13 protein-coding genes are annotated in these 13,573 nt (G+C 69.5%); 8 read left to right on the forward strand and 5 right to left on the reverse strand.

What is annotated here, in order from left to right; all coding sequences use genetic code 11:
* Nucleotides 1–5: 5 nt before the first annotated feature.
* From G6N60_RS12345 to G6N60_RS12355, 3 genes are all read left to right on the forward strand, one after another.
* A complete protein-coding gene (locus tag G6N60_RS12345) occupies nucleotides 6–1,661 on the forward strand; it encodes an ABC transporter substrate-binding protein (RefSeq protein ID WP_163737229.1) in 1,656 nt (551 codons plus the stop codon).
* Complete coding sequence (locus tag G6N60_RS12350; RefSeq protein ID WP_163737232.1) at nucleotides 1,658–2,203, forward strand: adenine phosphoribosyltransferase; 546 nt, start codon at nucleotides 1,658–1,660, stop codon at nucleotides 2,201–2,203. Before G6N60_RS12345 ends, G6N60_RS12350 begins: the two co-directional genes overlap by 4 nt.
* A gap of 79 nt (nucleotides 2,204–2,282) precedes the next feature.
* A complete protein-coding gene (locus G6N60_RS12355) occupies nucleotides 2,283–4,592 on the forward strand; it encodes a RelA/SpoT family protein (protein WP_246241239.1) in 2,310 nt (769 codons plus the stop codon).
* A 23-nt stretch (nucleotides 4,593–4,615) separates the two neighbouring features.
* On the opposite strand, the gene G6N60_RS12360 is transcribed toward G6N60_RS12355, so the two are convergent.
* Together G6N60_RS12360 and G6N60_RS12365 are read right to left on the reverse strand one after the other, a co-directional pair.
* Complete coding sequence (locus G6N60_RS12360) at nucleotides 4,616–5,602, reverse strand: peptidylprolyl isomerase (RefSeq protein ID WP_163737238.1); 987 nt, start codon at nucleotides 5,600–5,602, stop codon at nucleotides 4,616–4,618.
* Nucleotides 5,603–5,630: 28 nt separating this feature from the next.
* Entirely contained in the window at nucleotides 5,631–6,521 is an 891-nt protein-coding gene (locus G6N60_RS12365) for a peptidylprolyl isomerase (RefSeq protein WP_163743861.1), read from the reverse strand.
* A gap of 103 nt (nucleotides 6,522–6,624) precedes the next feature.
* Here G6N60_RS12365 and G6N60_RS12370 point away from each other — a divergent pair, with 103 nt between their 5' ends.
* From G6N60_RS12370 to G6N60_RS12385, 4 genes are all read left to right on the forward strand, one after another.
* Entirely contained in the window at nucleotides 6,625–7,317 is a 693-nt protein-coding gene (locus tag G6N60_RS12370; RefSeq protein ID WP_163743863.1) for an MBL fold metallo-hydrolase, read from the forward strand.
* A complete protein-coding gene (hisS, locus tag G6N60_RS12375; protein WP_163737241.1) occupies nucleotides 7,314–8,573 on the forward strand; it encodes a histidine--tRNA ligase in 1,260 nt (419 codons plus the stop codon). Before G6N60_RS12370 ends, hisS begins: the two co-directional genes overlap by 4 nt.
* A gap of 2 nt (nucleotides 8,574–8,575) precedes the next feature.
* Complete coding sequence (dtd, locus tag G6N60_RS12380; protein WP_163737244.1) at nucleotides 8,576–9,007, forward strand: D-aminoacyl-tRNA deacylase; 432 nt, start codon at nucleotides 8,576–8,578, stop codon at nucleotides 9,005–9,007.
* Nucleotides 9,008–9,069: 62 nt separating this feature from the next.
* Nucleotides 9,070–9,507, forward strand: coding sequence for an Rv2576c family protein (locus tag G6N60_RS12385; protein ID WP_179969785.1), 438 nt, complete (start codon nucleotides 9,070–9,072; stop codon nucleotides 9,505–9,507).
* Between the two features lie 135 nt (nucleotides 9,508–9,642).
* Here G6N60_RS12385 and G6N60_RS12390 read toward each other — a convergent pair whose 3' ends face one another.
* Nucleotides 9,643–9,846, reverse strand: coding sequence for a cold-shock protein (locus G6N60_RS12390; protein WP_056548397.1), 204 nt, complete (start codon nucleotides 9,844–9,846; stop codon nucleotides 9,643–9,645).
* Between the two features lie 139 nt (nucleotides 9,847–9,985).
* On the opposite strand from G6N60_RS12390, the gene G6N60_RS12395 reads away from it, so the two are divergent.
* Entirely contained in the window at nucleotides 9,986–11,005 is a 1,020-nt protein-coding gene (locus G6N60_RS12395; RefSeq protein ID WP_163743865.1) for an Rv2578c family radical SAM protein, read from the forward strand.
* A gap of 33 nt (nucleotides 11,006–11,038) precedes the next feature.
* Here the strand turns inward: G6N60_RS12395 and G6N60_RS12400 are convergent, their stop codons facing one another.
* Together G6N60_RS12400 and G6N60_RS12405 are read right to left on the reverse strand one after the other, a co-directional pair.
* On the reverse strand, nucleotides 11,039–12,289 hold the full coding sequence (locus tag G6N60_RS12400) for an acyl-CoA dehydrogenase family protein (protein WP_163737250.1): 1,251 nt from the start codon (nucleotides 12,287–12,289) through the stop codon (nucleotides 11,039–11,041).
* On the reverse strand, nucleotides 12,286–13,425 hold the full coding sequence (locus tag G6N60_RS12405) for an acyl-CoA dehydrogenase family protein (protein ID WP_163737253.1): 1,140 nt from the start codon (nucleotides 13,423–13,425) through the stop codon (nucleotides 12,286–12,288). Before G6N60_RS12405 ends, G6N60_RS12400 begins: the two co-directional genes overlap by 4 nt.
* Nucleotides 13,426–13,573 lie beyond the last annotated feature (148 nt).

Below are 13,573 nucleotides of genomic sequence, written 5' to 3' on the forward strand. Positions count from 1 at the left end.
GCCGGATGACAGCCCCGCCCTGGCGGGCCGCCCTCGTCGCGGTCACGAGCTGTCTGGTCGGAGTGATCGCGCTGGCCGGGTGTTCGCGCGGGCCCGCCGACGAGATCGACTACGCCGTCGACGGGCCGCTGGTCACCTACAACGTCAACACGGTGGTCGGGGCGGCGTCGGCCGGTCCGCAGGCGTTCGCCCGGGTGCTGACGGGGTTCGACTACCACGGTCCGGAGGGGCAGGTCGTCGGCGACCACGACTTCGGCACCATCGCCGTGGTCGGCCGCGCGCCGCTGGTGCTCGACTATCAGATCAGCGACGCCGCGGTGTACTCCGACGGCAAGCCGGTGACGTGCGACGACATGGTGCTGGCGTGGGCCGCGCAGTCGGGTCGCTTCCCGGGCTTCGACGCGGCGAGCCGCGCCGGGTACGGCGACATCGCGTCGGTCGACTGTGCGCCGGGCCAGAAGAAGGCCAGGGTCTCGTTCGCCCAGGACCGGGGTTTCGTCGACTTCGGACAGCTGTTCGCCGCCACGGCGATGATGCCGTCGCACGTCATCGCCGACGAACTCGGCGCCGGCGACGCCGCGGTGACGACGGCGCTGCAGGCGGGTGACCTGCCGACGATCGCGCGGATCGCGCAGCTGTGGAACACGACGTGGGACCTCGCCCCGAACGTGGACCTCAAGCACTTCCCGTCGTCGGGCCCGTACAAGCTCGACTCGGTGCGCGGCGACGGCGGCGTGGTCCTCGTCGCCAACGACAGGTGGTGGGGCGCCAAACCCGTGACCGCCAAGATCGTCGTCTGGCCCCGCAGCGCCGACGTGCAGGACCGCGTGCGGGCGGGCACCTACGACGTCGTCGACATCTCGGCAGGCTCGTCGGGGCCGCTGACCCTGCCCGATGGCTACACCCGCTCCGACAGCCCGTCGGCGGGCGTCGAGCAACTCATCTTCGCGCCGAGTGGGCCGCTGCTGAACCCTGCGGCCCGCCGGGCGGTGGCGCTGTGCACGCCGCGTGACCTCATCGCGCAGAACGTCGGCGTGCCGATCGCCAACGGTCGGCTCAACGCGACCGTCGAGGATTCGATCACCGCCGCCGAGAGCGCCGCCGAGGGCGGCCAGTTCAGCACGTCCAATCCGGCCGCGGCGCGCGACGCGATCGGCGCCAAGCCGCTGACCGTACGGGTGGGCTACCAAAGTCCCAATGCGCGGCTCGCCGCGACGGTGGGCGCCATCGCCAAGGCGTGCCAGCCCGCGGGCATCACCGTGCAGGACGTGGCGACCGAGCAGACGGGCCCACAGGCGTTGCGCGACAACCAGATCGACGCCCTGCTGGCCAGCACGGGGGGAGCGGCGGGCAGCGGCTCCTCGGGGTCGTCCGCGATGGATGCCTACGACCTGTTCAGCGGCAATGGCAACAACCTGTCCGGGTATGCGAACGAGGAGATCGACGGTGTCATCGGCGCGCTGGCCGTGACGTCGGACCCCAAGGAGCTCGCCCGGTTGCTCGGTGAGGGCGCCCCCGTACTGTGGGGCGACATGCCCACCCTTCCGCTCTACCGTCAGCAGCGCACGCTCATCACGTCGACCAAGATGTCCGCGGTGAGTAGTAACCCCACCCGCTGGGGCGCGGGCTGGAACATGGACCGTTGGACGCTGGCCAGATGAGCGGGCCGTCCAGCGACGCACCCGACGTCGCCGCGATCATTCGGTCGCTCATGCGCGAGGTGCCCGACTTCCCCGAACCCGGCATCCAATTCAAGGACCTCACGCCGGTACTCGCCGACGCGCGCGGGTTGGCGGTCGTGACGGACGCCCTCGCCGCGGTCGCCGACCACGTGGACCTGGTGGCCGGCATCGACGCCCGCGGCTTCCTGCTCGGCGCCGCGGTCGCGACGCGGCTGGGCACCGGGGTGCTGGCGGTGCGCAAGGGCGGGAAGCTGCCGCCACCCGTGCACGCCGAGACCTATGCGCTGGAGTACGGCACCGCGACCCTCGAGATCCCGGCCGACGGAATGGATCTGGCGGGGTTGCGCGTTCTGCTGGTCGACGACGTCTTGGCCACGGGAGGAACGATGGCCGCCGCGGCCAAGCTGCTGCGCATCGGCGGTGCGACGGTGACGGCAGCGGCCGTCGTGTTGGAGCTGGCGGCGCTGGGCGGCCGGGCGAAGCTGCCGGACCTGCCGGTCAGCACCCTGTACGTGGTCTGAGGGATATCCTCGACGGATACCGAGTGGGCGAGGAGGTGGGGTCGTGGCCGACGACCAGGCGCTGACGCAGACACAGCCGATGCCGGTCATCACCCCCGATCAGGCCGCACCCGAGACCGTCAAGACGTCCTCCAGTGCGTCGCGCCGCGTCCGCGCCCGCCTCGCCCGGCGGATGACGTCGCAGCGCAGCGCCGTCAACCCCGTCCTCGAACCGCTGGTGGCGGTGCACCGCGAGGTCTATCCGAAGGCCGACCTGGCCATCCTGCAGCGCGCGTACGAGGTGGCCGAGACGCGCCATGCCGATCAGATGCGCCGCTCCGGTGACCCGTACATCACCCATCCGCTGGCGGTGGCGAACATCCTCGCCGAACTCGGCATGGACACCACCACCCTGGTGGCCGCGCTGCTGCACGACACCGTCGAGGACACCGGCTACACGCTGGAGGCGCTGACCGCCGACTTCGGCGTCGAGGTGGGCCATCTGGTCGACGGCGTCACCAAGCTCGACAAGGTCGTGCTCGGCAACGCCGCGGAGGGCGAGACCATCCGCAAGATGATCATCGCGATGGCGCGCGATCCCCGGGTGCTGGTCATCAAGGTGGCCGACCGGTTGCACAACATGCGCACGATGCGCTTCCTGCCGCCGGAGAAGCAGGCGCGCAAGGCCCGCGAGACGCTGGAAGTCATTGCGCCCCTTGCCCACCGCCTCGGCATGGCGACGGTCAAGTGGGAGCTCGAGGACCTGTCGTTCGCGATTCTGCACCCCAAGAAGTACGAGGAGATCGTGCGGTTGGTCGCCGACCGGGCGCCGTCGCGCGACACCTACCTCGCCAAGGTGCGCGCCGAGATCGCCAATACGGTGACCGCGTCGAAGATCAACGCGACCGTCGAGGGACGGCCCAAGCACTACTGGTCGATCTACCAGAAGATGATCGTCAAGGGCCGCGACTTCGACGAGATTCACGACCTGGTGGGCGTGCGCATCCTGTGCGACGAGATTCGGGACTGCTACGCCGCGGTCGGTGCGGTGCACTCGCTGTGGCAGCCGATGGCGGGCCGGTTCAAGGACTACATCGCCCAGCCTCGGTACGGGGTCTACCAGTCGCTGCACACCACCGTCGTCGGTCCCGAGGGCAAGCCGCTGGAGGTCCAGATCCGGACCCGCGAGATGCACCGCACCGCCGAGTACGGCATCGCGGCGCACTGGCGCTACAAGGAGTCCAAGGGCCGCAACGGGATTCCCGCCAACAACGCCGCCGCCGAACTCGACGACATGGCCTGGATGCGGCAGCTGCTGGACTGGCAGCGGGAGGCCGCCGACCCCGGTGAGTTCCTCGAGTCGCTGCGCTACGACCTCGCGGTGCAGGAGATCTTCGTCTTCACGCCCAAGGGTGACGTCGTGACCCTGCCGACGGGGTCTACGCCCGTCGACTTCGCCTACGCCGTGCACACCGAGGTCGGGCACCGCTGCATCGGGGCCCGGGTCAACGGCCGGTTGGTCGCGCTGGAGCGCAAGCTCGAAAACGGTGAAGTCGTCGAGGTGTTCACCTCCAAGGCCATCAACGCGGGCCCGTCGCGGGACTGGCAGACGTTCGTCGTGTCTCCGCGCGCGAAGGCCAAGATCCGGCAGTGGTTCGCGAAGGAGCGGCGCGAGGAAGCCCTCGAGTCGGGCAAGGACTCGATCGCCCGCGAGGTGCGGCGTGGCGGACTTCCCTTGCAGCGCTTGATGAATGGCGAGTCCATGGCGGCGCTGGCGCGCGAGCTGCGCTACGTCGACGTGTCGTCGCTGTACACCGCGGTGGGTGAGGGACACGTCTCGGCGCGCCACGTCGTACAGCGCCTGGTCGCGCAACTCGGTGGCGACGACGAGGCCGAGAACGAGATCGCCGAGCGGTCGACGCCGGCGACCATGCCGGTGCGCCAGCGCACCAGTGACGACGTCGGCGTCGCGGTGCCCGGTGCGCCCGGGGTGCTGTGCAAGCTCGCCAAGTGCTGCACGCCGGTGCCCGGCGACATCATCATGGGCTTCGTCACGCGCGGCGGGGGAGTCAGCGTGCACCGCACCGACTGCACGAATGCCACGTCGCTGCAGGAACAGTCCGAACGCATCATCGACGTGAAGTGGGCACCGTCGCCGTCATCGGTGTTCCTGGTGGCGATCCAGGTGGAGGCCCTCGACCGGCACCGGCTGCTGTCGGACGTGACGCGCGTGCTGGCCGACGAGAAGGTCAACATCCTGTCCGCGTCGGTCGCGACCTCCAACGACCGGGTGGCGATCAGCCGCTTCACCTTTGAGATGGGCGACCCCAAGCACCTCGGCCACGTGCTGAACGTGGTGCGCAACGTCGAAGGCGTCTACGACGTCTACCGGGTGACGTCGGCCGCGTGATCTAGCGTCCGTCGCCACGATGCTCAGTCGAGGCGGACCGACGTGATCGTCGCGTCGGTCGCGGGTGCGCCGTCGTCGCTGCCGTCCTTGACGCCCGCCCTGGCGATCGCGTCCACCACGGCGAGGCCCGTCTCGTCGACCGTGCCGAAGACGGTGTACGTCGGCGGTAGCTGCGAGTCGCCGTAGACCACGAAGAACTGACTGCCGTTGGTGCCGGGGCCGCCGTTCGCCATGGCCAGCGTGCCTCGCGGGTACACTACCGGCGCCTCCAGGCCGGGGTCGGCGAGGCGGTACTGATTCGTCGGGTACTCGTTGGGGAAGCGGTAGCCGGGTCCGCCGGTGCCCAGCCCGGTGGGATCGCCGCACTGCAACACCCGCAGCGTGCTCGACGTCGTCAGCCGGTGACACCGGGTCGCATCGTAGAAGCCCTGCTGAGCGAGGCTGACGAAGTTGTTGACGGTGCACGGCGACATCCCGTTGGCGAGGGTGAGGCCGACGGCGCCCGCGGCGGTGTCGATCGTCGCGTCGACCGTGGCAGGCGTGGTCGGAACGCGTCCGGTGCGCGGGGGGTTGACCGACTTGCTGGCCGGTTCCGTCGACGCGGGGTACTGGCAGTTCGCGCCGAGACCGGCGGGCGGCGCGAACGCCGGCAGCGGGGTGGTGGTCCGGGGCACGGCAGTGTCGGGTGCCGCCGAGTTCGATCGACCGGCGTCAGCGTCCATGGCGATCCCCAACGCGCCGAGGCCGACGGTGACGATCACCGCGATGGCCGTCAGCGTGGCGATCGCATAGCCGACCACCAGCCCCGCAATCGCGAGGCCGTCGCCGCTGGTGCGGTTGCCCCGGTTCCGCGACAGCGACAGGTGACCGAGCACGATGCCCAGCGGGAAGAACAGGAACGCGCACACCAGCGACGCGATGGCCAGACCGTTCCTGGCCGGTGGCGGCGCGGGATAGGGCGGGTACCCCGGCGGGCCCGGCGGGTATTGCCCGTAGGGCGGCGGGGGCATGCTCACGAGACGGCGGCGGGTCCGGCGATCAGTCCAGCTGGATGGACTTGATCTGGACCGGCATCTTGGGTGCGCCGTCGTCGGTGCCGCGGTCGCTGGGGACGACCCCGGCCGCGGCGATCTTGTCCAGCGTCGCCAGGCCCGTCGCGTCGATCTTGCCGAAGGCCGTGTAGTTCGGCGGCAGCTGAGAGTCCTTGTACACCAGGAAGAATTGGCTGCCGTTGGAGCCGGGGGCGCCGGTGTTGGCCATGGCCAGCGTGCCGCGCGGGTACACCACGGGCTGCTGCAGGGCCGGGTCGTCGGGCCGGTACTGGTTGGTCGGGTACTCGTTGGCGAAGCCGTAGCCGGGGCCGCCGGTGCCCTTGCCGGTCGGGTCACCGCACTGCAGGACGGCCAGGCCCGGCGACGTCGTCAGGCGGTGGCAGGGGGTGTCGTTGAAGTAGCCCTGCTGGGCGAGGCTGGCGAAGCTGTTGACCGTGCACGGCGCCTTCGCGTTGTCGAGCTGCAGCCCGATGTTGCCCGCGGACGTCGACATGCTGGCGCTGATCTCGCCGGGCGTCGTCGGCACCTTCCCGGTGCGCGGCGGGTTGTTCTTCTTGCTCGCGGGCTCGGCGGCGGGGTACTGGCAATTCGCGCCAAGGTCGGCGGGGGCGACGAACGGCGGCAGGCCGCCACCGGCCGGCGGGGAGGACGGTGACGCCTCGGCCGAGGAGGTCGGGGTGTCGGCCGCGGCGTTCGGACCGGGGGTCTTGTTGGTCAGGACGACCGTCGCGACGACGGCGCCGATGACCACCACGACGCCCACGACGGACCCGATGATGGTGAGGAGCCGACGCTTGCGCTCCTGGGCGGCGCGACGCTCCAGCTGGCGCTCCAGTTTCCGCTTGGCCGTCTCTCGCCGCTGTTCGTTGGTCGGCACCGCGTGGTCCTCCTCGTATTCGTCGATCGGCACCGAGTGTGCCAGCAGCGGCTGAGACGAGGTGCCGCGACCCGCGAATGGCGTGGATGGGAAACTGGTCGACGTGTTGATCACGGGGTTTCCGGCGGGCGTGCTGCAGTGCAACTGCTACGTGCTCGCTACCAAGCAGGGCGCCGACGCGATCGTCGTCGATCCCGGCCAGCGCGCCCTGGCCCCGCTGCGCCGAATTCTCGACGAGCATCGCCTCACTCCGGCCGCGGTGTTGCTGACCCACGGTCACATCGACCACATGTGGTCGGCGCAGAAGGTCGCCGACACCTACGGCTGCCCCACCTTCATCCATCCCGAGGACCGCTTCATGCTGACCGACCCCATCGTGGGCCTGGGCCCCCGGCTCGCCCAGCTCGCGGTCGGGGCCATGTTCCGGGAACCGCGTCAGGTGGTCGAGCTGGATCGCGACGGTGACAAGGTGGAACTCGGCGGCGTCACGGTGACCGTCGACCACACCCCCGGGCACACCAAGGGTTCGGTCGTCTTCCGGGTGAGCCCCGGTCCGGACTGGGCGGGCGAAGCGACGGGAGAGACCAGCGAGTTGGCCTTCACCGGTGACACCCTGTTCAAGCAGTCGATCGGCCGGACCGATCTGTTCGGCGGCAGTGGGCGCGACCTGCTCACCTCGATCGTGAACAAACTGTTGGTGCTCGACGACGACACCGTGGTACTTCCTGGGCACGGCCCGAAGACCACGATCGGCGCCGAACGCCGTACCAACCCATTCCTCGAAGGACTGTCGTGAGTGACTTTCAGGCGCCCAAGGGCGTCCCCGACTACCTGCCGCCGGACTCGGCGCAGTTCGTTGCCGTCCGCGACGGCCTGCTCGACGCCGTCGCCCGGGCCGGCTACTCCCACATCGAGTTGCCGATATTCGAGGACACCGCCTTGTTCGCCCGCGGCGTCGGCGAGTCGACCGACGTCGTCAGCAAGGAGATGTACACCTTCGCCGATCGCGGCGAGCGGTCGGTGACGCTGCGGCCGGAGGGCACGGCGGGCGTTATGCGCGCGGTCATCGAGCACGGGCTGGACCGCGGCGCCCTGCCGGTGAAGTTGCGCTACTCGGGTCCATTCTTCCGCTACGAGCGCCCGCAGGCCGGCCGCTACCGGCAGCTACAGCAGGTCGGCGTCGAGGCGATCGGTGTCGACGACCCGGCGCTGGACGCCGAGGTCATCGCGATCGCCGACGAGGGCTTCCGGTCGCTGGGACTGACCGGCTTCCGCCTGGAGCTCACGTCCCTCGGCGACGAGACGAGCCGACCGCAGTACCGAGAGTTGTTGCAGGAGTTCCTCTTCGGGCTCGATCTCGACGAGGACACCCGCCGGCGGGCCGAGATCAACCCGCTGCGGGTGCTCGACGACAAGCGTCCGCACGTGCGCGAGATGACCGCCGACGCGCCGCTGATGCTCGACCACCTGTCCGAGGGTGCGAAGGAACACTTCGACACCGTGTTGGCGAACCTCGACGCCCTCGGGGTGCCCTACGTGATCAACCCGCGCATGGTGCGCGGGCTGGACTACTACACCAAGACCACGTTCGAGTTCGTGCACGACGGTCTCGGTGCGCAGTCGGGGATCGGCGGCGGTGGCCGCTACGACGGACTCATGAAGCAACTGGGCGGCCAGGATCTGTCGGGCATCGGGTTCGGCCTCGGTGTCGACCGGACGGTGCTCGCGCTGCGGGCCGAGGGCAAACAGGTCGGCGAGGCCGCGCGCGTCGACGTGTTCTGCGTGCCGCTGGGTGATCTGGCCAAGGCGGCGCTGCTGCCGCTGGCGGGCGCGCTGCGGGCGGCGGGCGTGCGCGTCGACCTCGCCTACGGCGACCGCGGGCTCAAGGGCGCCATGCGGGCGGCCGACCGCTCGGGTGCGCGGATCGCGCTGGTCGCCGGTGACCGCGACGTCGAGGCGGGGACCGTCGGGGTCAAGGAGCTCGGCACGGGGGAGCAGGTCGACGTGGCGGCCGACGCGGTCGTCGCGGACGTCCTCGCCCGCCTCGTCTGAGCATGCGGGTACTCGTACAGCGGGTGACGTCGGCGCGGGTCGTCGTCGACGGCGACGTCGTTGGTCAGATCGCGCCCGCCGGGCAGGGCCTGCTGGCGCTCGTCGGCGTGACCCACGACGACGATGCCGACACCGCTCGGCGGATGGCCGAAAAGCTCTGGCAGCTGCGGATTCTCGACGGTGAACTCGCCGCGGCCGACGTCGCCGCGCCCATCCTGGTCGTCAGTCAATTCACGCTGTATGCCAACACCGCGAAGGGCAGGCGACCGTCGTGGAATGCGGCCGCGCCCCGAGCCGTGGCCGAGCCTCTGGTCACGGCCTTCGGCGACGCGCTGCGCGGGTTGGGCGCACACGTGCAGACCGGTGTCTTCGGTGCCGACATGTCGGTCGAACTCGTCAACGACGGGCCCGTCACGGTGCTGCTGGAGCTCTAGACCGCTCTCGGTGGACCTGGGCGCCGCGTAACGTTCGGGTACCGTGCGACGATGTGACCTTCATGCGACATGCGACCAACAAGATCGGGGCGTCTCTCGGAGTGGCGGCGCTGGTGTGCGCTGCAGGGCTGGCCGGCCCGGCCACGTCCCATGCCGATCCCGCCCCCGCCCCCGCTCATCAGGTGCGATACACGCTCGTCTCGCAGGGTGACGCCGACTTCGACCTCTACTACCTGGTGAATCAGCCTCCCAACAAGGAGGCCTACAACGCCGACTCGTACGCCTATCTCAAGAAGGAGTCGATCACGTTGGCCGGGGGCGTGCCGTGGACGTTCGACACCACGCTCGCCGATCCGCAGTGGGCGATCCTGACCGTGAGTAGCACGACGCACGGCATGCGCGCGGCGCCGAACCCGCACTGCGACATCACCGTCGACGGTCAGATCGCCACGCAGCAGGACGCGCCCTACAACCTGCAGTGCCAGCTCGGTCAGTGGTGACGGCGGGCTAGGGCGGCCAATTCGGTTGAGCTGACGGCGAATACGGCCGAGGCGACGCCCCGCTCGTATCCAGGCCTAGAAAGAACTATGGGCTGGCACGGTTTTCACCGTGCCAGCCCATAGCTCGTGAAGTTCTTAGATCGCGGTAACGCCAGTGGCCTGGGGGCCCTTCGCACCTTGTCCGACATCGAACTGAACCCGCTGAGCCTCTTCCAGCGAGCGGTAGCCGCCGCCTTGGATCTCAGAGTAGTGGACGAAGACATCCGGGGAGCCGTCGTCGGGGGCGATGAAGCCGAAGCCCTTTTCGCTGTTGAACCATTTCACAGTTCCCTGTGCCATACCTTTTTACTTCTTTCATCAGGAGCGGATGTGTCTTACACCCGCCCGGAAGTCTACTGCACAAACGCTCACCGATCTCACTAAAGATCGTCGAGTCTCGAGGATTGACAAATCAATCGAACGTATGTTCGCATGGGTCATGCGGTGGGACGGTCAGGGCATCGGGGTCGACGACGGGGCGCTCCCGGGTCTGCAGCGCATCGGTTTCGTCCGCTCGGTGCGCACGCCGCAGTTCGAGGGCATCACGTTCCACGAAGTCCTGTGCAAGTCGGCGCTGAACCGGGTGCCGGACGCGTCGCGGCTGCCATTTCGGTTCACCGTCAACGGATATCGCGGATGTAGTCACGCGTGCCGGTACTGCTTCGCGCGCCCGACGCACGAGTACCTCGACTTCGACAGCGGTGCCGACTTCGACACCCAGGTGGTGGTGAAGACCAACGTCGTCGACGTGCTGCGCCGTGAGGTGGCCCGCCGATCGTGGACGCGCGAGGCCGTAGCGCTCGGGACCAACACCGACCCCTATCAACGCGCCGAGGGTCGCTACGCCCTGATGCCGGGAATCATTGGCGCCCTTGCCGATTCGGGAACGCCGTTCTCGATCCTCACGAAGGGCACGCTGCTGCGACGCGATCTCGCCCTACTCGGTGACGCCCGCCGCACCGTGGACGTCAGCGTGGCGGTGTCGCTGGCGGTGGGGGATCCGGACCTGCACGCGGACGTGGAGCCGGGCACGCCGACCCCGCGAGCCCGGCTCGAGCTGATCCGGGCGATCCGCGACGTGGGCCTGGAGTGTCACGTGATGGTGGCCCCGATCCTGCCCATGCTGACCGACTCGGTCGAACATCTCGACCACCTACTCGGGCAGATCGCGGCATCCGGCGCCACCAGTGCCACGGTGTTCGGTCTGCACCTGCGCGGGAGCACCCGCGGCTGGTTCATGGGATGGCTGGCGCGGTCGCATCCGGAACTGCTGGGCGAGTACCGGCAGCTGTACCGGCGCGGGGCGTACCTGCCGGAGAGCTATCGGGACGCGTTGCGGGATCGGGCGGCGCCCCTGCTCAGGCGGCACGGTCTCAGCGGTGAACATCGGTCGTTCCGGGGACTGCAACCGGCGCCGCCACCTTCGGTGCCGGCCGTGTCGGAGCCAACGTTGTTCTGAGACTGTGGCTTTCGAGCTCGACGGTGCAGCCGGTTAGCGCTTCACCTGGTTGAACGGCACCCCGCGGTCGGCGGCGTATTCGCGGGGGAACCCGAGGATGCGTTCGCCGATGATGTTGCGGGCGATCTCGTTGGTGCCGCCGCCCAGCGACGCGGTCTGCCGGGACAGGAAGCGGTCCCCGTAGCGGGACAGCCCCGACCCGTCGTCGACGACACCGGCGCTGCCGATGAGCGCCACCACCGTGTCGATCTCGAACTGGATGGTCTCGGCGTGGGAGATCCGGATGATCGACCCGGCCGCCGCGGGCAGCGAGCCGTCGAGCACGCCGTGATAGACGTGGTCGACGAGTTGCTCCTGAACGGCCCGGTGCACCAGCGCGCGGCCGGCCATCTCCTTGGCGCGAACGTCGTCGGCCTGGCCGGTCGCCGCCAGGATCGCCGCATAGTCGACGTCCTGGTCGGTGTCGCCCTCGGCGCCCAGGCCGCTGGCGAATTCAGAGCCGCCGCCGACGGCCCGGCGTTCGTGATACATCTGCCGCGACGCCACTGCCCAGCCGTCGTTCACCTCGCCCACGACGGCGTCGTCGCCGAGTTCGAGGTCGTCGAAGAACTCCTCGCAGAATTCGTTGCCGCCGTCGACCTGCAGGATGCGCCGCATGGTGATGCCGGGGCTCGCGATGGGCACCAGGAACATCGTCAGGCCCTCGTGCTTCGGTACGTCCCACGAGGTCCTGGCGAGCAGCAGGCCGTAGTCGGCGGCGAACGCGCTGGTGCTCCAGGTCTTGGCGCCGTTGATGATCCACCGGTCCCCGCGACGCTCGGCGCGGGTGATGACGCCGGCCAGGTCGGATCCACCGCTGGGCTCGGAGAGGAGTTGTACCAGCACCTCGTCGCCGCGGATCGCGCCCGCGATGTGCCGGCGCTTCTGGTCCTCGGACCCGGTGTCCAGGATCGTCGCCGCACAGATGGTGAAGGTGGGCGTGTTGAGGATGATCGGCATCTCGTAATTGCGCGATTCCTGGTCGAACGCCTTCTGATAGGCGTAGGGGAGCCCGAGCCCCCCGTACTCGCGCGGGAAGCAGATGCCGGCAAACCCGCCGGCGTAGAGCTTCTGCTGCAGTTCGCGCGCGCGCAGCCACGGGGCCTCCGCACCGCGGTCGGCGAGCGGGGGATGAGCGGGATCGATGCGCGGCATGTTCTCCGCGAGCCAGGCGCGGGCGCGGGCGGCGAACTCGGCCACCGTCTCGGTCGGCGTGCCGGTCGGTACCGACGTCGTGCTCGTCACGAGGCCGCCTCCTCGTTGCTCAGGTCGTAGACGCGCAGGTTGTGTTCCTCGGGGGTGCCGAACATGGAGCGGTACAGCGTGACCCGTCGCAGGAACAGGTGCAGGTCGTGCTCCCACGTGACGCCGATGCCGCCGTGCAGTTGGATGCACTGCTGCACCATGGGTGCCGCGTGCTCGCCGAGGTAGGACTTCGCGACGCTGACCGACATCTCGGCCGACGGTGCCCGCGCGGCCACGTCGGCGACCGCTGCGCGGGTCGTCGCGCGGCAGGCCTCGAACCAGATCTTCATGTCCGCGTACCGGTGCTTGAGCGCCTGGTAGGACCCCAGCGGCCGGCCGAACGAGTGCCGGTCGCGCCCCCACTGAATCGTCATGGCCAGGACGGTGTCGAGGATGCCGACGACCTCGGCGCACTGCAGGATCTGCGCGATCTGACTCTGCCGTGCGATCAGCCCCGGCGTCTGTTCGGCGGAACCGACGAGGGCGTCCGCGTCGACCCGAACCCCGTCGAACGTGACTGTGGCGTAACGCTTCACCAGGTCGATCGACGTCTGCTCGACGACGGTGACACCGGGCGCATCGGCGGGGATCAGGAACTGTCGGACGGTCCCCTCGCAGGAGGCGACGACCAGGAACAGGCCACTCTGGGCGCCCGCCTCGACGCGGTCCTTGACCCCGTCGATGCGATAGCCCGCGTCGGTCGCGGTGGCCATGACGGTCGTGTGCCCCGGTGCCCACACTCGACCGGGTTCGTAGACCGCCCACGAGGCGACGAGTTCACCGGCCACCATGGCTTCGATGGTGGCGCAATGGGTTTCGGCGTCGTCGGCGTCGACGAGGCCCGCCAGTACGGTGTTGACCGGGTGCAGGGGACCCGGTGCGACGGTCCTGCCGATCTGTTCGGCGACGAGCGCGAGGTCGGCGACGCCGTCGCCGGAGACACTGCCGCCCCCGAGCTCCTCGGGCACCAGCAGGCCGGCCCAGCCCAGCTCGGCCGCCCGTTGCCACCAGTCGGCGTCGAACGACGTTGCGGCAGCGTGCAATTCGCGAACCCGGCGCAGCGACGCCTCCTTCTCCAGGAAGGCCGACGCGGTGGAGGCGAAGAGGACCTGTTCGGGATTGGCGGCGGCGGTCACGAGATCACGTGCGGGTGACCGTGGGACGTCAGTCCGCGTGCTGGCATGGCCGCTCCTGAGAGTCGCATTATCGAAAGTGGTAATGACGTTACCAGTCGGTCCGCGCCCGCAACACTCCGGCGCTGAACAGCGCGGACGCGGCTCACCG

Origin of the sequence: Mycolicibacterium madagascariense, assembly GCF_010729665.1 — a bacterium.
Lineage (GTDB): Bacteria > Actinomycetota > Actinomycetes > Mycobacteriales > Mycobacteriaceae > Mycobacterium > Mycobacterium madagascariense.

Coding starts and splice junctions, on each gene's coding strand:
- G6N60_RS12395 (WP_163743865.1), top strand. CDS start 9,986: ATGCGGTGGGACGGTCAGGGCATCGGGGTCGACGACGGGGCGCTCCCG.
- G6N60_RS12385 (WP_179969785.1), top strand. CDS start 9,070: ATGCGACATGCGACCAACAAGATCGGGGCGTCTCTCGGAGTGGCGGCG.
- G6N60_RS12360 (WP_163737238.1), bottom strand. CDS start 5,602: ATGCCCCCGCCGCCCTACGGGCAATACCCGCCGGGCCCGCCGGGGTAC.
- dtd (WP_163737244.1), top strand. CDS start 8,576: ATGCGGGTACTCGTACAGCGGGTGACGTCGGCGCGGGTCGTCGTCGAC.
- G6N60_RS12390 (WP_056548397.1), bottom strand. CDS start 9,846: ATGGCACAGGGAACTGTGAAATGGTTCAACAGCGAAAAGGGCTTCGGC.
- G6N60_RS12350 (WP_163737232.1), top strand. CDS start 1,658: ATGAGCGGGCCGTCCAGCGACGCACCCGACGTCGCCGCGATCATTCGG.
- G6N60_RS12355 (WP_246241239.1), top strand. CDS start 2,283: ATGCCGGTCATCACCCCCGATCAGGCCGCACCCGAGACCGTCAAGACG.
- G6N60_RS12345 (WP_163737229.1), top strand. CDS start 6: ATGACAGCCCCGCCCTGGCGGGCCGCCCTCGTCGCGGTCACGAGCTGT.